Source organism: Isoptericola sp. NPDC019571 (genome assembly GCF_044389385.1).
In the GTDB taxonomy this organism is placed as follows: Bacteria; Actinomycetota; Actinomycetes; order Actinomycetales; family Cellulomonadaceae; genus Isoptericola; species Isoptericola nanjingensis.
Genome location: NZ_JBIRXZ010000004.1, coordinates 428,833 through 451,562 on the forward strand (window position 1 = coordinate 428,833; position 22,730 = coordinate 451,562).

Below are 22,730 nucleotides of genomic sequence, written 5' to 3' on the forward strand. Positions count from 1 at the left end.
GCGGGACAGGGCTACACCGAGGCCGTCGGCACGACGTCGGGCGCCACCGTCTCCTGCCGCCCGTCTCGCACCGCCGCCGCGCGGCGCGGGTCGCCGACGAACGAGGGGTACCGGAGGATGCCGGGCCGCCGCGCCTCCCACGTCAGCTGGAGCACGGTGCTGCGGCACACGAGCTCCTTGAGCCAGGCCCCGGCGCGCGCGCCCAGCCGGCCGCCGAGGAACGCCCGCACCGGGACATCGCCGCGGTTCGCGAACTGGAACAGGCCCACCCCGCGGCCAAGACTGAGGCACTGGCCCAGGAAGCCGACCGCGACCGGCGCGGGCTCGGTCCCCGCGAGCCGGGCGAGCACGGTGTCCGCGGCGGCACCGCCGAGCTGACCGGCCGCCTGACAGCTCATCCGGTACGGCAGGCCGGACGGCGTGCCCGCGTCGCCCGCGGCGACGATGCGGTCGTCGTCCAGGCTGGTGAGCGTCTCGTCGGTGCGCAGGCGCCCCTCCGCGTCGGTGGTCAGGCCGCTGCGGGCGGCCAGGTCCGGGACGGCGAAGCCCGCGGTCCAGATGGTGACGTCGCTCGGCAGGTCGCGGCCGTCGGCGAGCTGCACCGCGTCCGCCGTCACCGCCGTCACGGTGGCGCCGGGTCCGGCGACGACCTCCACCCCGAGCCGCGCGAGCGCGGCCGCGACGGCCCGCCGGCCGTTCGGGTGCAGGTACGGGCCGAGCAGGTCGCCGCAGACCAGCGTCACCGCCCGGCCCAGCTCGGCCAGCTCGGACGCCACCTCGATGCCCGAGGGGCCCGCGCCCACCACCGTCACCCGCGCGCCGGGGGCGGCCGCGGCCAGTGCCGGGGCCAGCCGGTCCGCCTCCTCCAGGCTCGCCAGCGGGTACGCGTGCTCCGCCGCCCCCGGCACCTGGGGAGCGGCGCTCGTGCTGCCCACCGCGTACACCAGGTAGTCGTACGCGAGGGTGTCGCCGTCGGCGAGCACGAGCCGCCGCTTGTCGGCGTCGATCCGCTCGACGGTCGCGACCCGGAGCCGCACGGCGTCGGCCAGCAGCTCCCCGTAGTCCGCGACCGCGTCGTGCGACCCGGCGGTCCGCTGGTGCAGCCGGATCCGCTCCACGAACACGGGGCGGGCGTTCATCAGCGTCACGGCCACGTCGTCCCGCGCCGTCAGACGGTTCGCCGCCATCACCCCGGCGTACCCGCCGCCCACCACCACGACCTGCGTCCTGTGCGACATCTCGTCTCCTCGGTCCGTCTTCGTCCGTCTTCTCGTCGGTTGCTCACGGTGACGACGAGACGGGGGATGGAGGTGTGACGAGGCATCCGATAGCATCACCTATCGGAGGGGGCCGTATGTCAAGTGAGGAAGAGGGTGAGTCGGCGGTCGAGCGCGCCTTCGCCGACTACCTCGGTGCGTTGGCCGACCAGGCGGAGGTGCTTCGCGTCGAGGCGCGTGCGACTCTCGAGCGAGGTGCGCGCCAGGCACGGGACCTCGGTTGGAGCCAGCGCAGGATCGCTCGGGCGCTCGGGCGCAGCCAGCCGGAGGTCAAGCGGTTGCTGGACAGGTCGGGCGCTCCCGGTTCGGCGCTGGGCGTGGATGGCGCGAGCCCTGCGGGATCTGTGCTCGACGACGTGCTTCGTGTCCACCGGGACGACATCGTCGCCGCCGCCGCGCGGCATGGCGCTCGACGGGTGCGCGTCTTCGGCTCCGTCGCCGCCGGGACCCACCGAGGTGACTCCGACGTCGACCTCCTCGTCGATCTCGACGACGGCGTCGGCCTCTTCGCTCTCGGCGCGCTCGAGGTCGAGCTCGAGGCCCTACTCGGTCGGCCGGTCGACGTCGTGAGCGAGATGGCGCTGCGGCCGGCTGTTCGCGAGTCCGTGCACGCCATCGCGCTGTGAAGCGCACCGACGCCCAGCTGGCACGGGAGTCGCTCGAGCACCTTGCGATTCTCGGGCAGCACGTCGCCGAAGGCTCCTGGGGGACGCAGGTGCTGGTGGACGCGGTGTGCCTCCGGCTCGTCGCCGCGATCGATGCGGCCTCGCGCCTGAGCGAGAGCGGGCGGGTGCTCGCCTTCGGTGAGGCGTGGCCGGCGATCTGGGCTACCCGGAACCGCATCGTGCACGGCTATACGACGGTCGACAGGACTATCGTCCGGGCGACCGTGGAGAACGACCTGGAGCCCTTCGCAGCCGCGCTCCATCAGGTGCTCGACGATCTCGATTGACCTTCGTGCGCTCGCCGCGTGCTGCCTGGTTCAAGCTGGCGTCCTGCGGCACGCACGAATTCACGGATCATGGCGTGCGTGGAATCGCGCACCATTTCCACCTCATCGCGAGAGCTTGCCGCCTTAAAGGCGTTCATGGCGAGAAAGACCGAGTCGGCGAGACTCGCCAACTCTTCTGAGTCTGATACGAGCTGAAGGCGGAACAGAGCCCCCTGAGTGAGGTCTCGCTGCCGATGTACCTCATGTTCGTTCTCGGGAGGTGTCGATCCGGCCTGGTCACGTGCGTACCAGCGATCGATCTGGGCGCGCCTGTACTTGGCCAGTGCTTCCGCATACTCCGCGCTGGCGGCCAGGCGTTCCTGACGGAGGCTCTCGAGTCGGGCGAGTTCATTCGTCTCGATGGCGCTCTGGCGTTGGAATCGTCGCTGAACGAGCGCTCCAAGGAGCGTCCCGAGGACAGCGACGGCTGCGGCGATGGCTTCCATGGTTCAAGGAAACAGCACGCCTCAGGCGCTGCGTCGGGACGCGACGACGGCGCCCGGCCGCGGGTGCGACCGGGCGCCGTCGGGCGGTGCCTGAGATCAGCCTGGGATCAGGCGCTGGTGACCTCGATGCGCTGCGGCGTCGTGCCGGCGAAGACGCCGGCGACGGTGACCGTCAGGACGCCCGCGTCGTAGGCCGCGGTGACGGCGTCGCCGTCCACGGACTTCGGCAGGGTGACGACGCGGCGGAAGGCGCCGAAGCGGACCTCCGAGATGCGACGGCCCTCGGACTCCTCGGGGCGCTGGTCCTTGCGCTCGCCGCGCACGACGAGCTTGCGGCCCTCGACCTCGACGGTGACGTCCTCGGCCGGGTTCACGCCCGGCAGGTCGAGGCGAGCGACGAGGTTCTCGCCGTCGCGGTACACGTCGGCGGCGGGCACGGGGCCCTCGGTCGCGAGGCGCGGCGTCCACAGGTCGCGGAGCCACGCGTCGGCGAACGGGGTGCGGGTCAGGGTGGTGGTCATGCTGTCCTCCTCGGGTGAGTAGCTGCTGACCGGTTCAACTTGAGCCACCCCGACTCAATTTCCGGGTTCGCCGACGGCGGACGCGTCACGCCGCCTGCCCCGCACGAGCATGATGACCAGGCCCAGGACGAGCCACCCGGCCGCGACCTCCAGGGCGAGATGGCTGGCCAGGACGAGCACGGTGACGACGATCGCCAGGCCGACGACGGGGACGACCGTGTGCAGGACCCGACGGTCGGTGCGCCCGCCGACCACGTAGTAGCCGACCACGGCGACGTGCAGGAAGACGAACGCGGTCAGGGCGCCGACCGTGACCATCGAGGACAGCAGGTCGAGGCCGTCGGGCCTGACCGCCGCCGCCACGGCGATGAGGAGCGTGGCGACCGCCGAGACGAGGGTCGCGAGCCGGGGCACGCCGGTCCGGCGGCTCACGGACCCGAGCCGAGCCGGCAGCTGTCCGTCGCGCGCCATCCCGTACATGAGGCGGCTCACCGCGGCCTGTGCGACGAGCGCGGAGAGCACGGGACCGATGGCGCGCGCCGTCGTGACGGTGGTGCCGAGCCACGCCCCCATCTCCTCGCTGATCGTCGTGTAGAAGATCGTGCCCTGCTGCTCCGGGTTCGCGGCCAGCTCCTGGGGCGTCGCCGTCGTCAGGAGCGCGCCCAGGTAGGTCTGGAGCACGAAGAGGGCCCCGGCGAGGACGAGGCAGAAGATCAGGGCCCGGCCGATCTGCCGCGGGGAGCCGGTGCTCTCCTCGGCGAAGGTGGCGATCGCGTCGAACCCCAGGAAGGCGAGGGCCGCCACCGAGACTGCGCCGAGCGTCCCGGCGAGCGTGAACCCGTCGAGCCCGGTCAGCGGGGACAGCCACGGCCTGGCCGGCCCCTCCTGCACCAGGACGACGACCGCGCCGACGCAGAAGGCGGCGAGCACCACGATCTCCACGACCAGGGCGACGAACCCCACCGTGGCCGCGAGCCGGACCCCGCCGAGGTTCAGGCCCGTGATGAGGAGCACCGCAGCGCCGGTGAACGCCCAGACCGGCACCGCGGGGAACAGGGCGTGGCTGGCGATCCCGCAGAACAGCGCGGCCAGGCTCGGGATGAACAGGTAGTCCAGGCCGATCATCCACCCGGCCATGAAGCCCGGCCGCCGCCCCAGCCCCGCCGTCGCGTAGGCCGAGACCGACCCCGCCTTCGGGACGGCGACGGACATGCGGGCGTACGACCACGCGGTGAACGCCATCGCCACGGTCGCGACGACGAACACGAGGGCGACCGCGCCGTTGCTGCGTGCGTCCAGCACCCCGAAGGTGCCCATGGGCGCCGTCGGGCCGATGAACAGCAGGCCGTAGACGACGAGGTGTCGCAGGGACAGGCTCCGGTGGAGCTGTCCCTCGGGCGCAGCAGCGCTGGGAACGTCCTTCGTGGGGCGGGGGTCGGAAGACGCGGGACTCAGCTCCTCGGGCAGCTGGGGTGGGGGCTGTGCCAGCGTAGGACGAAGTCAGTCTGCGGGCGGCTGCCAGGCCATCACCGGCCGCAGGGCTCGGGCGCCCAGCGCCTCCGTCCAGCGGCCGACGGCGCGCATCCCGGCGTCGCGGAGGGTCGTGGCGGCGGGCGACGTCCACAGGGTCGGCCCGGAGACCCGCGCCGACAGCCGCATGACCTGGGCCACGCGCGGCCGCCGCTCGGCGGACCAGCGCAGCAGCGCGGCCGCGACGTCGTCGTCCGGGCGGACCCGCGCGCCGAGCACCACCCCGTCCTCGAGCGCCTGGCACCCGCCCTGCCCGAGGTTCGGGAGCATCGCGTGCGCGGCGTCGCCGACGAGCGCGACCCGGCCCGTCACGAGCGATGCCGGGGGCGCGGGCAGGTGCCGGAGCTCGTGCCGCAGCGCCGTGGCGTCGTCGACGGAGGCGAGCAGCGCGGGAACCGGGTCGTGCCAGTCGGCGAGGCGGGCGCGCAGCTCGTCGAGGCCGCGCGGGGCGCCGACGGCGTCGGCCACCGAGACGTACACGTAGACGCGTCCGTCGGCCAGCGGCATGACCCCGGCGACGATCCCGCGGCCCCAGATCTCGGAGCCCACGACGCCGGGGACCCGCGGGGTGACGAACCGCCACGCCGTCGACCCGCCGGACACCGGCGCGGGGGCGCTCGGCCACCAGCGGGTGCGCGTGGCGGAGCCGATGCCGTCGGCCGCGACGACGAGGTCGGCGTCGGCCTCCGTGGTCGTGCGCGCGCCGTCAGTGGTCGTCACGCGTGCGGGGCGCGAGGCCGTGCCCGGGTCCGTGACGGTCGCCGTCGTGCCGAGGCGTAGCGCCCCGGTCGGCAGCGCGTCCGCGAGCAGCCCCACCAGCTGCGCGCGGTGCAGCATCAGCGTGCGGTCGCCGAAGACCGACTCGGCGCCCTCCGCGCGGCCGCGGACCAGCCACCTCCCGTCCGGGCGGCGCAGGCCGAACTCGCCCTGCAGCGCCGCCAGGTCGCGCGTCGCGTCGCCGATCCCGAGCGCGTCCAGCGACCGCACCGCGTTCGGCGCGACGACGATCCCCGCGCCCACCGGGTCCAGCGACATCGCGCGCTCGACGACCGTGACGTCCCAGCCGTGGCGCGCCAGCGCCACGCCCGACGCCAGGCCGCCGATGCCGCCGCCGATCACGACGGCGGTGTGGCGGGCCGTCTCCGCCTCTCCCCGTGTCACCGCGTCAGTCTCGCAGCGGCGAGCCGACGACCGTGAAGCGGAAGCCGCCGAACTCGCCGGACAGCAGGGGCCGGGCCTCGGCGATCGACGCCTGCACGGCGGGGAGCTGCAGGGACGCCTGGTGCGCCTCCGCCGACGTCCACAGCTCGGCGACGAACACCGTGTCCGGCTGGTCGTCGCTGACGCCGACCTCGTAGAGGAGGCAGCCCGCGTCCGCGAGCTCCGTGCTGCGCTGCGTGAGGTGCGCGACCAGCGCGTCGCGCTTCCCGGGGGCGGCACCCAGCGTGCCGACGTTGGCGTAGGTCATGGGTCGTGACGGTAGTCCCCTCCAGGGACACGGACCCGGCGGGTGCGCGACACCACACGGGCCCTCGGAAGCACGCCGTCGCGGGCAGTGTTGCCAGAGGCATGACGACGACCGAGGCCGTGCCGCAGATGGCGGACGTCGTCGTGATCGGCGCGGGACAGGCGGGCCTGTCGGCGGCGTACCACCTGCGGCGGCGCGGGTTCGCGCCCGCGGCGGGCGCGGCGTCCGGCGAACGCACCTACCTCGTGCTGGACGCCGAGGACGGGCCCGGGGGAGCGTGGCGGCACCGCTGGCGCTCGCTGCGGATGAGCACGGTGAACGGCATCCACGACCTGCCCGGCATCGAGCAGCCCGACGTGGAGCCGGAGGCGGCGAGCGTCGACGTGCTGCCCGCGTACTTCGGCGACTACGAGCACGAGCTGGGCCTCGCCGTCGTCCGGCCGGTGCGCGTACGCCGCGTCGAGGAGGCGGACGACGACGGGCTGCTCGTCCGGTGGGAGGGCGGGGGCCGGTCCGGCGTCGTCGTCGCGCGGGCGATCGTCAACGCGACGGGCACGTGGTCGAAGCCGTTCTGGCCCGCCTACCCGGGGCAGGAGACGTTCCGTGGCCGCCAGCTGCACACCGCCGACTACGTGCGGGCCGAGGACTTCACGGGGCAGCGCGTCGCCGTCGTCGGCGGCGGGATCTCCGCGGTGCAGCTGCTGGAGGAGGTCTCGCACGTGGCGCAGACCTTCTGGTTCACGCGGCGGGAGCCCGTGTGGCGCGACTCGTTCGAGCCCGAGGACGGCTCGCGCGCCGTGGCGATGGTCGCCGACCGGGTGCGTGAAGGGCTGCCGCCGCTGAGCGTCGTGTCCGTCACCGGCCTCATCAAGACGCCGTCGCTGCTCGCCGCCGAGGCGCGCGGCGTGCTCCACCGGCGGCCCATGTTCACCCGGATCGTTCCCGACGGCGTCGTCACGCCCGACGGCGAGACCGTTCCCGTGGACGTCATCTTCTGGAACACCGGCTTCCGCGCCGCCCTCGACCACCTGCGACCGCTGCACCTGCGCACCGCCGGCGGCGGCATCCGCATGGACGGCACCCAGGTGGACGGCGAGCCGCGCGTGCACCTCATCGGCTACGGGCCGTCCGCGTCGACCATCGGCGCCAACCGCGCCGGCCGGGACGCCGTCAACCGGATCGTGCGCTACCTCGACGCCGCGGCGACTGACGCCGACGCGTTCGCCGGGGCGCGCTAGTCACGCGACCCGCGGGCCTCGCGCCGGCGGGCGACGCTCTGGGCCTGCCCCTCGTGGATGTCGCTCACCCACTCCCAGCCGGGCTTGGCCCTCGGGCCGATCCGCGGGTCGTCGGGAGCGCGGCCGTCCCGCAGCGCGTGCAGGTACGCGCGGTCCTGCGCGAACCGCGCACGCAGCTGGTCGGCCCCGCCGACGGACCCGTGCCCCGGGACCACGGCGTCGACGCCGCCGGCCACCCGCTCCAGGAGCTCCAGTCCGCTGAGGTAGTCGCCGATCGGGTCGTTCGCGTCGTCGAAGTCGTCGAGCATGGGGACGAAGACGTCCGAGAGCATGTCGCCGGCCGCAAGAACCCGGTGCTCCTCGACCAGCAGGGCCGCGTGGCCCGGGGAGTGCGCCGGGTGCGCGACGACCCGGACGTCAGGACCGTCCCACGGGATCCGCGTCGTCCCGTCCGGCAGGGCGGTGACGAGGCCGTACCCGTCGAGCGGCACGTCGTCCGAGATCTCGGGCGGCAGCCCCTCGGTGACGCGCGTCTCCCAGCCCGGGTCCGACAGCACGCGTCGCAGCTCGGCCGCGCAGCGGGCCGTGCCGTAGCGGGGCGCGTCGCCGAGCTCGGGGTGCCAGAGCACGTGGTCCCAGTCGGGATGCGTCGCGAAACCCGCCACGACCGGAAGGCGCAGGTCGCGGAGGTCGTGCGCGAGGCACTCCATCTCGACGCGTGTCAGCCCAGGGTCGACGAGAAGTACGCCGCTCGGGCCGCGCACGACCACCGCGTTGTTCTGGAGCAGCTCGCTCCGGTGCGCCCACACACCGTCCGCGACCCGCGTCAGCACGGCATGGCCCCGAACAGAAGGACTGTGTCCGAAAGTGTGATCCCCATCGTTGGTCTCCGGTCCGGTTGTGGCGACGATGCTCTGCTGTGAGCCCCCGTGCCGATGGTGACCGACGCGCCGGGCGAAAATCACCGCCGCTCGGTGGTCCTGGGAGTTGGCAGCCGTTTCACCAGGCCCGGTCCACCAGCAGCGCCAGCTGCACGCGGTTCACCCCGAGCCGGGTGGTGGCGCGGGCCAGGTGAGTCTTGACCGTCGCCTCGCCGAGGAACAGTCGCTCCGCGATCTGGGCGTTCGACAGTCCCTCGGCGACGGCGCCCGCGATCTCCATCTCCCGCTCGGTGAGCTGCGCGAGCAGCTCGCGCGCCTCGCGCCGGCCGCGGGCGGCCGGCCTGGAGCCGACCTGCTCCATGACGACCCGCGCGGCCCGCGGGGACAGCGCGCCCTCGCCCGCGGCGACGGAGCGGACGGCGGCGACGAGCTCGTCCGGGCCGGAGTCCTTCGCGAGGAAGCCGGCGGCGCCGGCGTGGACGGCGTCGAGGATGGCCGACTCGGTGTCGAACGACGTCATGGCGATGACGCCGGGCGCGGAGGGGAGCGCGACGGCGGCGGCGGTGGCGCGGATGCCGTCCATGCGCTCCATCCGGAGGTCCATGAGGACGACGTCCGGGTGGTGGGCCTGTACGGCGGTGACCACCTCGTCGCCGTCGGCGGCCTCCGCGACGACGTCGAGCCCGCTCTTCGTGAGGATCGTCCGCAGGAACCCGCGCACCATCGCATCGTCGTCGACGATCATCACCCTGACCACACGCCGACCCTAGCCACCGCGGTACCGCCGGCGCAGGGTGACCGGGGAGCGTCAGCAGCCTCAGTCCTCCGCGGTGACCACCCACGGCAGGTGCGCCCGCACGCGGAACCCGCCGTCCTCGGTCGGCGCGGCGTCGAACGAGCCTCCGAGAGCCTCGCACCGTTCCCGCATCCCGGGGATGCCGACGCCCGCGCCGGGGACGCCACCGCGCGTGGCTCCGGCACCGTTGCGCACGACGACGTCCATCCCGGCGCCGGGGCGGGCGCGTACGTTGACGTCCACGCGCGCTCCGGGCGCGTGCTTCGCGGCGTTCGTCAGCGACTCCTGCACCACGCGGTAGACGGCGCGGGTCAGGGCGGGGGGCGCGGCGTCGGCGTCGGTGACGAACACGGTGGCGGTGACGTCGACGCCGCGCTCCCGGGCGCCGTCGAGCAGCTCGGCCAGGTCGCCGAGGGAGGGCGCGGCGCCGGAGTACTCCTCGGCGCCGTCGCGCAGGGACTTGATGAGGGTGCGCATCTCCTCGAGCGCCCGGTGCGCCGACGAGCGCATGGACCGCGCGGCGTCCCCGACCCCCGGGTCGTCGGACGACACCTCGAGCGACGCCGCCTCGAGGGAGACGAGGGAGAGCTGGTGCGCCACGGTGTCGTGCATCTCGCGGGCGATGAGGTCGCGCTCCTCCTGCCGGGTGAGCTCGGTGCGCAACGCCTCGGACTCGGCCCGGAGGTCGTCGGCGCGCCGCGCCTCGGCGGTCGCCTGCTGCAGCGCCTCCTGGGCCGCGACGTCGGCGCGCTGGGCCACCTGGCGCGCGGCGTCGGCGTCCGCGTTCGCGGTGACGAGGCGTCGCAGCAGCCCGGCACCGACCGAGACGGCGAGCCCGAGCACGCCCAGCACGATGTACCCCACGGGCGACATGTACGAGGTGGAGCCGTTCTCCAGCGCCACCGAGAAGATCACCTGCGGTGCGGTCGTGGCGTCGCGCCAGAAGGTCACGGCCAATGCGAGGGCCGTCGCACCGCCGCACAGCAGGCTGCGCCGCAGGTCCGTCCGCGCGATCACCCACGGGAGCGCGACGAGCGGCGCGACGGCGCCGAGCGGGCCGACGACGCCGACCGCCGCGGTCGCGAGGCAGACCAGCACCGGGTGCGACGTCCGCCACCACATCGCGGCCCCGACGCCGACCGCGACGACGAACCACAGCAGCGACCAGGCGACGTCAGCGTCGCCCAGGTCGTCCACCGGGGTGGCGAACGCGATCCCGACGATCGCGCAGGACCACGCCACGACCATCGCGCCGATCGTGCCCGCGATGCTCCAGAACCGTCGGCCGGGCGAGAGGCGCGACGCGGGCGCGGCGGGGGCGGGACGATACGGGGGGTTGGGCTGGGCGTACGGCGGCACCGGCGGGGGAGGCGCGCCGGGCCCCTGACCGCCGGGCGCGCCCGACGGCGGGCGGCCGTACGGGTCGGCGGGGCTCGGCGGCGGATTCATGCGGGCAGCGTACGGCGGTCGCCGGCCCGCCGCCGTCCCCCGATCGGCTCGACGACGAGGGAAACCTGTCCACCTTTCGGCTCGGCCGGTCGAGCCGCGAAGGGGATCCGCCGGGGTGCCCCTGCGCCGGACGATCGTCCCGTTCCGATCGACGTCCCGGCCCTCGTGGCACCGCACCCCTCAGGAGTCCTCATGTCCACGCCTCACCCCGACCCGTCCCAGCAGCCCGTGCCGCAGCAGCCCGGCCCGCAGCAGCAGCCGTACTCGCAGCAGCCGTACCCGCAGCAGCCGTACGGGCCGCCGCAGCCCGGCCAGCAGGCGCCCTTCGGCGCGCCGCAGGGCTGGTTGCCGCAGCCGCAGATGCCGCCGGCGCCGGAGAAGCGCAAGAACTGGTTCGCCCGCCACAAGGTGCTCACCGGGCTCGGCACGGCCGTGGTCCTCGTCGTCATCATCGCCAGCGCGAGCGGTGGGGGCGGCGACGACAGCCCTGCCGTCGCCGACGTCGACACGGCCACGGCGCAGCAGGCAGAGGCGGCGACGGACGAGTCCGCTGACGGGCCGGCCGAGGGCGCGAAGACCGAGAAGGACGAGAAGCCCGTCAAGGACGAGAAGCCCGTCAAGGACGAGAAGGCCGACACGCTGCCCGCCGTCGGTGACAAGGTCCGCGACGGCAAGTTCGAGTTCACGGTGACGAAGCTCGAGGACGGCGTGCAGGAGGTCGGCGACGAGTTCCTGGGCGAGGAGGCGCAGGGGCAGTTCGTGCTCGTCCACATGACGGTGGAGAACATCGGCGACGAGGCGCAGTACTTCGACGGGAGCAGCCAGAGCCTCGTCGACACGAAGGGCCGCACGCACTCGGCGGACTCGGAGGCCGGCATCTACCTCGACGAGTCCAACTCGTTCCTCAACGAGATCAACCCTGGGAACAAGGTCGACGGCGTCGTGGTCTTCGACATCCCCCGAAACGCCACCCCGGCGACCCTCGAGCTGCACGACTCGATGTTCTCCGGCGGTGTCGAGGTCGCGGTGAAGTGACGCCCGCGACCTGAGGACCGTCTCTGCCCGCCGCCCGTCACTCCCCGACGGTCGGCGGGCAGAGGCTCGTGTCCGCGGTCGCGCGTACGGTCGACCTGTCGACGGAATCGACTCGCGAGGAGGCGACGCCATGACCACCGACCGCACGGACGCACCGGACGCCGTGGCCGCAGAGTTCTTCGACCGCTACCGGCAGGCGCTGCTGGACCGCGACGAGGCGGCGGTCGCCGACCTGTACGCGGTGCCGGCGCTGATCCTGTTCCCCGGGCAGTCGCTGCCGGTGACGAGCCGCGCGCAGACGGAGCAGTTCTTCGGGTCGTCGTGGAGCCAGTACGAGGGCGTCACGGGCATGACGTCGGACGTGCGGGTCGTGGCGGTCACGGCCCACAGCGTGTGGGCCGACGTGACCTGGCACCACGACGGGCCGGGCGAGGGCACCGAACGTTTCGTCTACCAGCTCGTGCGCACGGACGACGGGTGGCGCATCGCGGTGCTCACGCCGATGGACGTATGAGCGGATACTGACGGGATGACGACGGCGACGAACCCCGTGGAGCGGCTGCGGCTGCGCCTGGGGGAGGTGCTGTTCGAGAAGGTGTCGGGCGCCGACGGCGTCGCGGTCCGCGACCGGATCCACCTGACGCCCGGCCCGCGCTGGTTCGCGCCGGACAGCCCGGTGGGGCGGGTGCACGCCGACGCGTCGATGTTCGTGGGCGGGCTGCGGGCGCTGCTGCTGCAGTCGCTGCACCCCCTGGCGATGGCGGGCGTGGCGGGGCACTCGGGCTACCGCGGCGACCCGTGGGGCCGGCTCGAGCGCACGGCGACGTTCCTCGCGACCACGACGTTCGCCACCGCGGACGACGCGCAGGCAATGGTCGACCGGGTCCGGGCAGTCCACGACCGGGTGCGTGGCAAGGCGCCGGACGGGCGGCCGTACCGCGCGGGCGACCCGCACCTGCTCACCTGGGTGCACGCGGCGGAGGCCGACTCGTTCCTCACCGCGCACCAACGCTTCGGGGAGCGGCCGCTCACCGACGGCGAGGCCGACGAGTACGTCGCGCAGGTGGCGCGCGTCGCGCGGGCGCTGGGCGCCGTCGTCGTGCCCGGGACGGTCGCCGAGCTGCGCGACACGATCGAGGCCTACCGGCCCGAGCTGGAGGCGTCGGAGGCCGCGCTCGACACGGTGCGCTTCCTGCTGCGCGAGCCGCCGCTGCCGCGAGCGGCTCGGCCCCCCTACGCGCTGCTCGCGGCGGGCGCCGTCTCGACCCTGCCCGCCTGGGCGCGGGACGCTCTCGACGTCGACACCTGGTTCCGCCGCACGCTCGGCGGGCCGGCGGGCTCCCTCGCCACCCGCGCCGTGCGGTGGGGGATGGGCACCTCGGAGAAGACCCGGGTCTATCCCCGCGCGGGTGTCCCGGAGACGACGCCCGGCTGACGCCCGCCTGACGCCCGGTCGACGTCCGCGTGACCGGCGCGGTGCGCCCGTGACCTGCGGGGACCGCCCCGATGAACGTTGCCCGAACGCTTCGCCGGGCGCCCCGCCCACCCGGACATATCGGGCGCAGCGGTTCCTAGAGTCGCGGCTGTGACCACCGTCGTGACCCCACGGCCGTCCGGTCTCCCGGACGCCCCGTCGGCCCGGGCGGGCACCCCGCCCGCGGGCCCACCACCCGCCACCCGCACGCGCAGCCGCCTCGGCGCCCGTCGACGCCGGAACGCCCTGCTGTGGGCGCTGCTGCTCGCGGGGCCGAACGTCCTGCTCATCGTCGTCTTCGTCTACCGGCCGCTGCTGCAGAGCCTGTACCTGTCGACGCTGCAGTGGAACCTCGGCTCCCCGTCGGCCCGCTTCGTCGGGCTCGGCAACTACGTCGAGTGGTTCTCCGCGCCGACCACGGGCCGCGTCGTGACGACGACGCTCGTCTTCACCGTCGCGACCGTCGGCGGCGCGATGGTGCTGGGCCTGGGCCTCGCGCTGCTGCTGAACCGTCGGCTGCGGGGCCGCGGCATCGCCCGCACGGTCGCGTTCGCGCCCTACGTGCTGAGCGGCTTCGCCGTCGGCATCCTCTGGCTGTTCATGTTCGACCCGCGCTACGGCCTGGTGCAGGAGCTGCTCGGCTGGGTCGGACTCGAGTCGCCCGCCTGGTACACCGCGCGCCCGTGGCCGCTGGTCATGGTGATCGTCGTCTACCTGTGGAAGAACCTCGGGTACGTCGCCCTCATCTACCTGGCCGGGCTGCAGGCCGTGCCGCAGGACCTGCGCGACGCCGCCGCGCTCGACGGCGCGTCGTCAGCCCGCACGCTGCGCTCGATCGTGCTGCCGCTGCTCACCCCGACCACGTTCTTCCTGCTGGTCACGATGATGCTCGCCTCGCTGCAGTCCTTCGACATCATCAAGGCGATGACCCAGGGCGGGCCTCTGGGATCCACGACGACGCTCATGTACTCGATCTACGAGGAGAGCTTCGTGGGCGGCCGCGCGGGGTACGCGTCCGCCGTCGCGACCGTCCTGTTCCTCGTGCTCCTCGCCGTCACCGCGGTGCAGATGCGGTACGTCCAGCGGAAGGTGCACTACGCATGAGCGCGGTCATGATCGACCGACGGATCCCCGGGCGCTCGGCCCGACGACGGTCGCCGCAGGTCGGCGGCTATCTCACGATGGTCTTCGCGACGGTCGTGCTCGGCCTGCCGCTGGCCTGGCTGCTCCTCGCCAGCCTCAAGACGCCCGAGGAGCTGTACCAGGTGCCGCTGCAGTGGCTGCCCGGCTCGCCGAGCCTCGACAACTACGCGCAGGCCGCGGGCGCGATCCCGCTCGGGCGGCTGCTGGCGAACAGCATCGGCCTGACCGTCGTCGGCGCGGGCCTCAAGGTCGCGCTCGGGCTGGCCTGCGCGTACGCGCTGGTCTTCCTCGACTTCCCGTTCAAGAAGCTCGTGTTCGGGCTCGTCATCGCGACCCTGATGATCCCGCCGCAGATCACGATCATCCCCAACTACACGCTGGTCGCGAGCCTCGGCTGGCTCAACACCTACCAGGGGATCCTCGTGCCCGGCCTGGCGAGCGCGTTCGGCACCTTCCTGTTCCGGCAGCACTTCCTCACGCTGCCCGCGTCCATCCTCGAGGCGGCCGAGCTGGACGGCGCCGGGCACTGGCGCAAGCTGTGGACGTTCGTCGTGCCGATGAGCACGCCGACGCTCGCCGCCGTCGCGCTGGTGTCCGTCGTGACCGAGTGGAACGACTACCTGTGGCCGTTCCTCGTCGTCGACCACGCCGACAGGATGACCCTCCCCGTCGGCCTCACGCTGCTGCAGAACACCGACGGCATGTCGAACTGGGGCGTGCTGCTGGCCGCGACCGTCGTCGTGACGCTGCCCATCCTGCTCGTCTTCCTGATCCTCCAGCGACGCCTCGTCGCCGGCCTCACCGCGGGCGCGGTGACGGGGTGACCCCGTCCCGCCCGGCCCGCTTCCCGAACACCACCCCGAACCAAGGAGCACGTGTGTCCCACCGTCCTGCCCGCCGGACCCGCACCGCCGTCGCGGCGCTCGCCGCGGTCTCGGCCCTCACCCTCACCGCCTGCGCCGGCCCGAGCGTCGGGGCCACGGCCTCCGGCGACGCGTCCGCCGAGGCCGTCGACTGGTCGCAGGTCGAGCCCGCGAAGGAGATCACCTGGTGGAGCAACCACCCGGGCCAGTCGCAGGAGCTCGAGCAGCAGCTCATCGACGAGTTCACCGCGGAGTCCGGCATCGAGGTCGACCTCGTGACCGCCGGCGCCGACTACGACGAGGTCGCCCAGCGCTTCCAGGCCGCGTCGCAGACCGACGAGCTGCCCGACCTCGTCATCGCGTCCGACGTGTGGTGGTTCCGGTACCACCTGAACGACCAGATCATGCCCGTGGACGACGTCATGGAGTTCCTCGACGCCGACGCGGACGACTTCCAGCCCGCCCTGTACGCGGACTACGAGTACGACGACCAGCACTGGGCGGTGCCGTACGCCCGCAGCACGCCGCTCTTCTACTACAACAAGGACCTGTGGACGAAGGCCGGCCTGCCCGACCGCGGCCCCGAGACCTGGGACGAGCTGGTCGAGTGGGACGCGACAGTGAAGAAGGAGGTGCCGAAGGGCGGCTCGACGTTCGGCCTGTCCACCGGCCCGTCGTGGGGCGCGTGGTGGTTCGAGAACATGATCTGGGGGCAGGACGGCGCGTACTCGGACGGCTTCGACCTCACGCTCGACACCCCGGAGGCGGTCGCCGGCGGCGAGTTCGTGCGGGACCTGTTCCACGGCTCCGGCGTCGCGACGCTCTCCGCCGACGACGCGATGGCGGACTTCTCGTCCGGCCTGATCGCCTCGACGATCGGTTCCACGGGCTCGCTCAAGGGCGCCCTCGACGCCGCGTCGTTCGAGGTCGGCACGGCCTACCTGCCCGACGGCCCGAAGGGCGGCGGCACGCCGACCGGCGGCACCGGGCTCGCCATCCCGTCGTCGAAGACGCCGGAGCAGCAGCTCGCGGCCGCGATGTTCCTCGAGTTCCTCACGAACACGGAGAACACGGCCACGTTCTCGCAGGCCACGGGCTACATGCCGGTGCGCACGTCCGCCGTCGAGAGCGACGCGATGAAGAAGACCTACGAGCAGACGCCGCAGTTCCGCACCGCCGTCGACCAGCTCGCCGACAAGGCCCGCGTGCAGGACGACGTGCGCGTCTTCGTCCCGGGCGCCGACGCGCTGCTCAACGAGGCGCTGGAGCAGATCGTCATCGAGGACGCCGACCCGAAGGCGGCGTTCGAGGCCGTCACGCCGCGCATCGAGACGGCGTACACCGAGAACGTGGAGCCGTACCTGTGACGGGCGCGGCAGGGCTGAGCGAGGCCGACGGGTCGCTCCGGCCGCGCGTCGTCGCCCACCGTGGCAACAGCGCGGTCGCGCCGCAGAACACGCGCGCCGCGTTCGAGAGCGCGGCGCGGGCGGGAGCGGACTCGCTCGAGATCGACGTCCGGCTCACCGCCGACGGCGAGGTCGTCGTCATCCACGACGACACCGTGGACGCGACGACCAACGGCAGCGGCAAGCTGGCGGACCTCGAGCTGCGGGAGGTCCGGCTGCTCGACGCCGGGTCGTGGTTCTCGCCCGCGTACGCGGGGCAGCGGGTGCCGACGTTCGCCGAGGTGATCGACCTGCTGCGCGTCCGCCCGGGCCTGGACCTGCTGCTGGAGGTCAAGGGCGCGTGGTCCGCGCGGGAGGTGCGCCGGGTGACCGAGCCGCTGCGTGCGGCGGGCCTCGCCGACCGCACGGTGGCGCAGAGCTTCTGGCCCGAGACGGTCGCCGCCCTGCGCGACGCCGACCCGGGGCTGCGCCGCGGCCTGCTCGTCACCGCCGCCCGCGACGACCTCGTCGAGCGGTGCCACGACCTCGACGTCGTCATGTGCAACCCGCAGGGCACCGTGCTGCGCGACGACCCCGACGTCGTCGCCCGGCTCCACGACGCCGGCCTCTCCACCGCCGTCTGGACGTTGAACGAGCCCGCGCACTGGGCCGCCGCCGTCGCGCTCGGCGTGGACGCGATCATCACCGACCGCCCCGACCGCCTGGCGGGCTGGCTGGCAGGCCGCGTCGGCTGACGCCTCCCGGAGTTGTCAGGGCGAGCGCGGGGTTTTCGTGGCGCTGGTCCTGACAACTCGGGGGTGAGTAGGCTGGCGCGCGCATCGAAGCGCTTCGACGATCCACGGGGGTATCGCGGCATGACGGCTGGTCTCGCACGGCTCACGGACGAGCTGGGCATCCTGTACGGCGGGGACTACAACCCCGAGCAGTGGGAGCCCGCCGTCTGGCGGGAGGACGTCGCGCTCATGCGGGAGGCGGGAGTCAACCTCGTCACGGTCGGCGTCTTCAGCTGGTCGCACCTCGAGCCGCGCCCGGGCGAGTACCGGTTCGCCTGGTTGGACGACGTGCTGGACCTGCTGCACGACGCCGGGATCGCCGTCGACCTCGCCACGCCCGTCGCCTCGCCGCCGCCGTGGCTGGGCCACCGGCACCCGGGGTCGCTGCCCACGACGGCGGACGGCACGGTGCTGAGCTACGGCTCGCGCAACCAGTTCTGCCCGTCCTCGCCGGCGTACCGGGAGGCGGCCGTGGCGATCGCCGAGCGGGTGGCCGCCCGCTACGCCGGCCACCCCGCCGTCCGGATGTGGCACGCGGGCAACGAGTACGGGCAGTTCTGCTGGTGCGACCGGTGCGCGGAGCGGTTCCGCGACTGGCTCCGCGCGCGGTACGGCACGCTCGACGCGCTGAACGCGGCCTGGGCCACGACGGTCTGGTCGCAGGAGTACGGCGACTGGGCCGAGATCCTGCCGCCGCGCGTCGCGCCCTATCACCGCAACCCGTCGCAGGAGCTCGACTTCCGGCGCTTCGGCTCCGACATGCTGCTCGACCTCTACCGCGAGCAGAAGGCGGTCGTCCGGCGCCACGACCAGGGACGCCCCGTGACGACCAACCTCATGGGGTTCTTCGGCGGCATCGACCCGCACGACTGGCGCGCGGACCTCGACGTGATCGCCGACGACGCCTACCCCGACCCGGCGTCCCCCGACGCGCCCGCCGACGCGGCGCTCGTCAACCACCTCGCGCGCGGGCTCGCGGGCGGCGGGTCGTGGCTGCGCATGGAGCAGGCGGCGAGCGCCGTGAGCTGGCGGGAGCACAACCTCACGAAGTCGCCCGCGCGGCTTCGCACCGAGGTGCTCCAGGCGCTCGCGCACGGCGGCGACGGCGTGCTGTTCTTCCAGTGGCGCCAGGCGCGCTCCGGCCCCGAGCGCTTCCACTCCGCGATGCTGCCCGTCGCGGGAGCGGACACGGCCGTGCACGCGGGCGTCCGCGCCCTGGGTGCCGAGCTGCGCGCGCTGCGCGGCCTCGTCGGCGAGCGCGTCCACCGGCGCGTCGCGCTGCTGTGGGACTGGCCGTCGTGGTGGGCCGCCACCCAGGTCGCGCTCCCGACGGCGCGCCTCGACCCGCTCGCCACGCTGCAGGCCTGGCACCGGGAGCTGTGGCGGCTCGGCGTCGTCGCCGACGTCGTCGCGCCCGGCGACCCGCTGCAGGCGTACGACCTGGTGCTCGCCCCGGCGCTGACCGTGCTGGAGCGGCCCGCCGCCGACCGGCTCGACGCCTACGTGGCTGGCGGCGGGCACCTGGTGTGGGGGCCGTTCGGTGGCGTCGCGGACGGACTCGCCCACCTGCACGCGGGCCGCTCGCCCGCGCTCCTGCGGCACGTGCTCGGGGTCTCCGCCGAGGAGTGGGTGCCGCTGCCCGACGGCGGCAGCGCGGTCTCCTGGGCCGGTCCGCTGGCCGGGCACCACGGCACCGCGACGACCCTGGGAGAGCGAGCTCGCACCGACGGCGCCGAGGTGCTCGCCACCTACGACGACGGCCCGCTGGCCGGCAGCGTCGCCGTCGCGCGGCACGCGCACGGCGCGGGCCACGCCTGGTACGTCGGCGCCGACCTCAGCGGGCCGGGCGTCGGCCTCGAGGTGGTGCTCCGCGCCGCGCTCGACGACGCGGGCGTCGCTCTCGGCGGCCAGGTCCCGGGCGTCGAGACCGTGTGGCGGGGCGGCACCCTGGTGGCTCTCAACCACACGGACCGCCCCGCGACGCTCGTGCTCGCCGCGGCGCTCGCAGCCGGGCCCGACGGCGTCCGCGCCGCCGCCGCCCTCACCGACGTGCTCACCGACGCGCGCCACGACGCCTCCGCGACCCTCCCGCTCGCGCCGTACGACGTCGTCGTCCTCACGGCCGGATGACGTGAAAGGTTCATCCGAGAAGATGTCACCTCCCGGAAACGCTGTTTGATCCCACGGAAACCGTCGCTCCCTACGGTCGTCCCGACGCGCCGCCCAGGCGCCCGGTGACGGAAGGGGACGACCGATGTCCGAAGCTTCACGCAGCACAGCACCACCCGTGACCGCGCACCCGGTGGACCAGGTGCCGAGGCTGGCGCGGCTCTTCCCGCTCGGGCTGCAGCACGTGCTCGCGATGTACGCCGGGGCGGTGGCGGTGCCGCTCATCGTGGGCGGCGCCCTCGGCTACTCCGCGCAGGACCTGGCGTTCCTCATCAGCGCCGACCTGTTCGTCGCGGGGATCGCGTCGATCATCCAGTCCCTCGGGTTCTGGCGGTTCGGCGTCCGGCTGCCGCTCATGCAGGGCGTGACGTTCGCCGCCGTCGGCCCGATGATCACCATCGGCACGACCTACGACATCACCGCCGTCTTCGGCGCCACCATCGCCTGCGGCCTCTTCATGATCCTCGTCGCGCCGTTCTTCTCGGCGCTGCTGCGCTTCTTCCCGCCGCTCGTCACCGGCACGGTCATCCTGATCATCGGCGTCTCGCTCATGGACGTCGCCGCGGGGTGGATCACGAACAACGGCGAGACCGCCGCGCCGTCGGACCTGGCGCTCGCGGCGGGGACGCTGCTGTTCATCGTGCTCGTCGAACGCTTCGCCCCGCCCGCCGTCGCGCGTCTCTCCGTGCTGCTCGGGCTCGCGCTGGGCACGCTCGCCGCGCTGCCGATGGGCAAGGTCGACTGGTCGGGCGTCGGGGAGGCGGGCTGGTTCGCCGTCGTGACCCCGTTCCACTTCGGCCTGCCGACGTTCCCGCTCGCCGCCGTGGTGTCGATGCTGGTCGTGGGGCTCGTGATCATGACGGAGACGACGGGCGACATGATCGCCGTCGGCGAGATCACCGGCCGGCCCGTGACGAAGCGGCGGCTCGGCGACGGGCTGCGCGCGGACGGGCTCTCGACCGTCCTCGGCGGGATGTTCAACACCTTCCCGTACACCGCGTTCGCGCAGAACGTGGGCCTCGTCAGCCTGACGGGGGTCGCGTCGCGCTACGTCGCGACGATGGCCGGCGGCATCCTCGTGGTGCTGGGCCTGGTGCCCAAGGTCGGCGCGGTGGTGGAGGGCGTGCCCAGCGCCGTGCTCGGCGGCGCCGGGATCGCGCTGTTCGGCATGGTCGCGGCGTCCGGCGTCCGCTCGCTCACCAAGGTGACGTTCACCAGCAAGAACATCCTCGTGGTCGCCGTGTCCCTCGGCGTCGCGATGCTCCCGACCGTGCGCCCGGAGATCTACGCCGAGTTCCCGACGTGGTTCCAGCTGATCTTCGACTCCGGCATCAGCGCCGGCGCGATCAGCGCCATCCTGCTCAACCTGCTGCTCAACGGCGACCAGCTCCGGCGGGTGCCGGAGCCGGCGTCAGGCACGTCGCCCGAACCCGCGACCGACCCAGGGCTGGAGCCGGCCGCCGCTCAGGCGCCGACGTCGCCGTCCACGTAGAACCAGCGGCCGCCCTCGCGGACGAACCGGCTCACCTCGTGCAGGCGGCCCCGCTCACCCGTGGCCGCCTGCACGTACTGCGCCACGAACTCGACCTCGCCGCCGTCGTCGAACGGGCCGCCGGCGTGGGTGGCGAGGACCGCGAGTCGCCGCCACTCCTGGTCGTCGTCGAGCTCCAGCGACGGCGGCCGCGTGCGCGGGTGCCACGTGGCGCGCAGGTACGCGGCGTCGCCGACGGCGAACGCGGTGTAGCGCGACCGCATCAGCGCCTCCGCGGTGGGGGCGGGCCGGTCGCCGGTCAGCAACGGGCCGCAGCACGCGCCGTAGGTGTCGCCGGAGCCGCAGGGGCAGCGGTCGTCGTCGGACGGGAGGGTCACGCACGCCATCCTGTCAGTGCGCGCCCGGCAGGGCCGGGCTGAAGCGCTCCTCGGCGAGGGCGACGAGCAGCGCCAGGAGCACGACGACGCCGCTCGCGAGCGGCACGACGTGCACGCCGACGGCGGCGACGAGGGCAGCGCCCAGGCCAGATCCGGCCGCGATACCCACGTTGAACATGGACGACGAGATCGCCACCCCCATGTTGGTCGACGCGGGAGACACGAGCATCACGCGGTGGGACAGGGCGGGCGGCACGCACGAGAACGAGAACCCGAACAGCGCCAGCGCCGCCACGGCCGCGACGGGGTTCGCGCCGAACGCCCACAGGCTCACGAGGGCGACGGTGAGCACGGCGAGCGCGACGAGCAGCACCGCCACCGGGCGGGCGTCGATGAACCGGCCCACCACGATCGTGCCCACCACCCCGGCCGCGCCCTGCAGCAGCAGCAGCCGGGCCATGTCCGACTGCTCGAACCCGGTGACCTCGATGAAGTACTGCGTGACGAACGTGATGACGCCGAACGCGCCGGTGAGGACCAGCCCGGTCGTGACCATCTGGAAGAGGAACCGGCGTCGGCTCGGGTGCGGCGCGCGGCTGGCCCCGCCCTCGGACGGCGCCATCGTCGGGAACAGCGCCAGGACCACGAACGTCACCACGAGCGAGAGCACCGCGACGGCCGCGAACGTCCACCGCCACGACGTGTGCTCGCCGAGCCATGTGCCCGCCGGCACGCCGAGCACCGGGGCGAGCGAGTTGCCCAGCGCGAGGCGCGTCATCACCTTGCCGCGCACGACGGGCCGGAACAGCCCGGTCGTCGCGGGCACGACGGCGGCCCAGAACAGCGCCTGCGCCGTCGCCGTCACCAGGCGGGCCGCCATCAGCTGCTCGTAGCTCGGCGCGAGCGCGGCCCACAGCGTCGCGACGGCGGCCACGCCCGCGCACGCGGACAGCACCCACCGGCGCGGCACGCGTCGCGCCCAGTGCGCCAGCGGCACCGTGGTGATCAGCACCACCAGCGCGTAGCCCGTGACGAGCAGGCCGATCTCGGACGTGGACCGACCCAGGTCGGGGGCCATGAGGGTGAGCAGGCCGGACGGCAGCGACTCGACGGTGACGAACAGGAACGTCGACAGCGCCATCGCGACCAGGATGATCGTGGCGCGACGCTCGTCGACGGGTGGCGTGATGGCGGACGCCGGCGCGGGAGGAAGGTTCTCGGTCATGGGGATCGAGACGATCGTAGGCGCGAGCTGTCAGGACGAGGAGCATGAATACCGTGACCTGGTCCTGACAGCTCCGGGGCGGGCGGGTTCAAGCGGTCGTCGCAACACGCGTCGTCAGGCTGCCAAGAGTAGGCGGTTGAGTGCTTCGGCGGGCTTGGCCCAGTCGAGGGTCTGGC

At 73.7% G+C, this 22,730-nt stretch carries 23 protein-coding genes; 12 read left to right on the plus strand and 11 right to left on the minus strand.

Going from position 1 to position 22,730, the window contains the following annotated elements:
* Window positions 1-11: 11 nt before the first annotated feature.
* On the minus strand, window positions 12-1,238 hold the full coding sequence (locus ACH443_RS10075; RefSeq protein ID WP_430590215.1) for an NAD(P)/FAD-dependent oxidoreductase: 1,227 nt from the start codon (window positions 1,236-1,238) through the stop codon (window positions 12-14).
* Between the two features lie 74 nt (window positions 1,239-1,312).
* On the opposite strand from ACH443_RS10075, the gene ACH443_RS10080 reads away from it, so the two are divergent.
* Both ACH443_RS10080 and ACH443_RS10085 read left to right on the plus strand, forming a co-directional pair.
* The gene (locus ACH443_RS10080) at window positions 1,313-1,903 is read left to right on the plus strand and encodes a nucleotidyltransferase domain-containing protein (RefSeq protein WP_430590216.1); all 591 of its coding nucleotides are present in this window, start codon (window positions 1,313-1,315) and stop codon (window positions 1,901-1,903) included.
* Window positions 1,900-2,229, plus strand: coding sequence for a DUF86 domain-containing protein (locus ACH443_RS10085; protein ID WP_430557884.1), 330 nt, complete (start codon window positions 1,900-1,902; stop codon window positions 2,227-2,229). Before ACH443_RS10080 ends, ACH443_RS10085 begins: the two co-directional genes overlap by 4 nt.
* On the opposite strand, the gene ACH443_RS10090 is transcribed toward ACH443_RS10085, so the two are convergent.
* The 5 genes from ACH443_RS10090 to ACH443_RS10110 form a co-directional block, all read right to left on the minus strand.
* Window positions 2,205-2,714 carry a hypothetical protein gene (locus tag ACH443_RS10090; RefSeq protein WP_429765398.1) on the minus strand — a complete coding sequence of 170 codons (510 nt, stop codon included), beginning with the start codon at window positions 2,712-2,714 and terminating at the stop codon, window positions 2,205-2,207. The genes ACH443_RS10085 and ACH443_RS10090 overlap by 25 nt on opposite strands.
* Window positions 2,715-2,821: 107 nt before the next feature.
* A complete protein-coding gene (locus tag ACH443_RS10095) occupies window positions 2,822-3,235 on the minus strand; it encodes an Hsp20/alpha crystallin family protein (protein ID WP_429765400.1) in 414 nt (137 codons plus the stop codon).
* 54 nt (window positions 3,236-3,289) lie between these two features.
* The gene (locus ACH443_RS10100; protein WP_429765781.1) at window positions 3,290-4,702 is read right to left on the minus strand and encodes an APC family permease; all 1,413 of its coding nucleotides are present in this window, start codon (window positions 4,700-4,702) and stop codon (window positions 3,290-3,292) included.
* Between the two features lie 33 nt (window positions 4,703-4,735).
* A complete protein-coding gene (locus ACH443_RS10105) occupies window positions 4,736-5,926 on the minus strand; it encodes an FAD-dependent monooxygenase (protein ID WP_430590217.1) in 1,191 nt (396 codons plus the stop codon).
* A gap of 4 nt (window positions 5,927-5,930) precedes the next feature.
* A complete protein-coding gene (locus ACH443_RS10110) occupies window positions 5,931-6,233 on the minus strand; it encodes a putative quinol monooxygenase (protein ID WP_429765404.1) in 303 nt (100 codons plus the stop codon).
* Window positions 6,234-6,334: 101 nt separating this feature from the next.
* On the opposite strand from ACH443_RS10110, the gene ACH443_RS10115 reads away from it, so the two are divergent.
* Complete coding sequence (locus tag ACH443_RS10115) at window positions 6,335-7,471, plus strand: FAD-dependent oxidoreductase (RefSeq protein WP_430590218.1); 1,137 nt, start codon at window positions 6,335-6,337, stop codon at window positions 7,469-7,471.
* On the opposite strand, the gene ACH443_RS10120 is transcribed toward ACH443_RS10115, so the two are convergent.
* The 3 genes from ACH443_RS10120 to ACH443_RS10130 all read right to left on the minus strand — a co-directional run bounded on the left by ACH443_RS10120 (window position 7,468) and on the right by ACH443_RS10130 (window position 10,597).
* A complete protein-coding gene (locus ACH443_RS10120; RefSeq protein ID WP_430590219.1) occupies window positions 7,468-8,304 on the minus strand; it encodes an MBL fold metallo-hydrolase in 837 nt (278 codons plus the stop codon). The genes ACH443_RS10115 and ACH443_RS10120 overlap by 4 nt on opposite strands.
* Window positions 8,305-8,470: 166 nt before the next feature.
* Window positions 8,471-9,109, minus strand: a complete 639-nt coding sequence (locus ACH443_RS10125) for a response regulator (protein WP_430557886.1) — start codon at window positions 9,107-9,109, stop codon at window positions 8,471-8,473.
* 60 nt (window positions 9,110-9,169) lie between these two features.
* Window positions 9,170-10,597 carry a histidine kinase gene (locus ACH443_RS10130; protein WP_430590220.1) on the minus strand — a complete coding sequence of 476 codons (1,428 nt, stop codon included), beginning with the start codon at window positions 10,595-10,597 and terminating at the stop codon, window positions 9,170-9,172.
* 192 nt (window positions 10,598-10,789) lie between these two features.
* Here ACH443_RS10130 and ACH443_RS10135 point away from each other — a divergent pair, with 192 nt between their 5' ends.
* The 9 genes from ACH443_RS10135 to ACH443_RS10175 all read left to right on the plus strand — a co-directional run bounded on the left by ACH443_RS10135 (window position 10,790) and on the right by ACH443_RS10175 (window position 20,952).
* Window positions 10,790-11,632: a DUF4352 domain-containing protein gene (locus ACH443_RS10135; protein ID WP_430590221.1), complete on the plus strand. Its 843-nt coding sequence runs from the start codon at window positions 10,790-10,792 to the stop codon at window positions 11,630-11,632.
* A gap of 130 nt (window positions 11,633-11,762) precedes the next feature.
* Window positions 11,763-12,146 carry a DUF4440 domain-containing protein gene (locus ACH443_RS10140; protein WP_429765415.1) on the plus strand — a complete coding sequence of 128 codons (384 nt, stop codon included), beginning with the start codon at window positions 11,763-11,765 and terminating at the stop codon, window positions 12,144-12,146.
* A 15-nt stretch (window positions 12,147-12,161) separates the two neighbouring features.
* Entirely contained in the window at window positions 12,162-13,067 is a 906-nt protein-coding gene (locus ACH443_RS10145; protein ID WP_429765417.1) for an oxygenase MpaB family protein, read from the plus strand.
* A 150-nt stretch (window positions 13,068-13,217) separates the two neighbouring features.
* Entirely contained in the window at window positions 13,218-14,210 is a 993-nt protein-coding gene (locus ACH443_RS10150) for a carbohydrate ABC transporter permease (RefSeq protein ID WP_429765419.1), read from the plus strand.
* Window positions 14,207-15,073, plus strand: a complete 867-nt coding sequence (locus ACH443_RS10155; protein ID WP_430557892.1) for a carbohydrate ABC transporter permease — start codon at window positions 14,207-14,209, stop codon at window positions 15,071-15,073. The genes ACH443_RS10150 and ACH443_RS10155 overlap by 4 nt, the downstream gene beginning before the upstream one ends.
* Window positions 15,074-15,126: 53 nt before the next feature.
* Window positions 15,127-16,479, plus strand: coding sequence for an ABC transporter substrate-binding protein (locus tag ACH443_RS10160; protein WP_429765421.1), 1,353 nt, complete (start codon window positions 15,127-15,129; stop codon window positions 16,477-16,479).
* Entirely contained in the window at window positions 16,476-17,252 is a 777-nt protein-coding gene (locus ACH443_RS10165; protein WP_429765422.1) for a glycerophosphodiester phosphodiesterase, read from the plus strand. The genes ACH443_RS10160 and ACH443_RS10165 overlap by 4 nt, the downstream gene beginning before the upstream one ends.
* 120 nt (window positions 17,253-17,372) lie before the next feature.
* A complete protein-coding gene (locus ACH443_RS10170) occupies window positions 17,373-19,421 on the plus strand; it encodes a beta-galactosidase (RefSeq protein ID WP_430590222.1) in 2,049 nt (682 codons plus the stop codon).
* A 157-nt stretch (window positions 19,422-19,578) separates the two neighbouring features.
* Window positions 19,579-20,952 (plus strand): nucleobase:cation symporter-2 family protein, encoded by a 1,374-nt coding sequence (locus tag ACH443_RS10175; protein ID WP_430590223.1) that lies wholly within the window; start codon window positions 19,579-19,581, stop codon window positions 20,950-20,952.
* Here the strand turns inward: ACH443_RS10175 and ACH443_RS10180 are convergent.
* Both ACH443_RS10180 and ACH443_RS10185 read right to left on the minus strand, forming a co-directional pair.
* Entirely contained in the window at window positions 20,925-21,338 is a 414-nt protein-coding gene (locus ACH443_RS10180) for a YchJ family protein (protein ID WP_430590224.1), read from the minus strand. The genes ACH443_RS10175 and ACH443_RS10180 overlap by 28 nt on opposite strands.
* A gap of 4 nt (window positions 21,339-21,342) precedes the next feature.
* A complete protein-coding gene (locus tag ACH443_RS10185; protein WP_430590225.1) occupies window positions 21,343-22,554 on the minus strand; it encodes an MFS transporter in 1,212 nt (403 codons plus the stop codon).
* Between the last annotated feature and the right edge of the window lie 176 nt (window positions 22,555-22,730).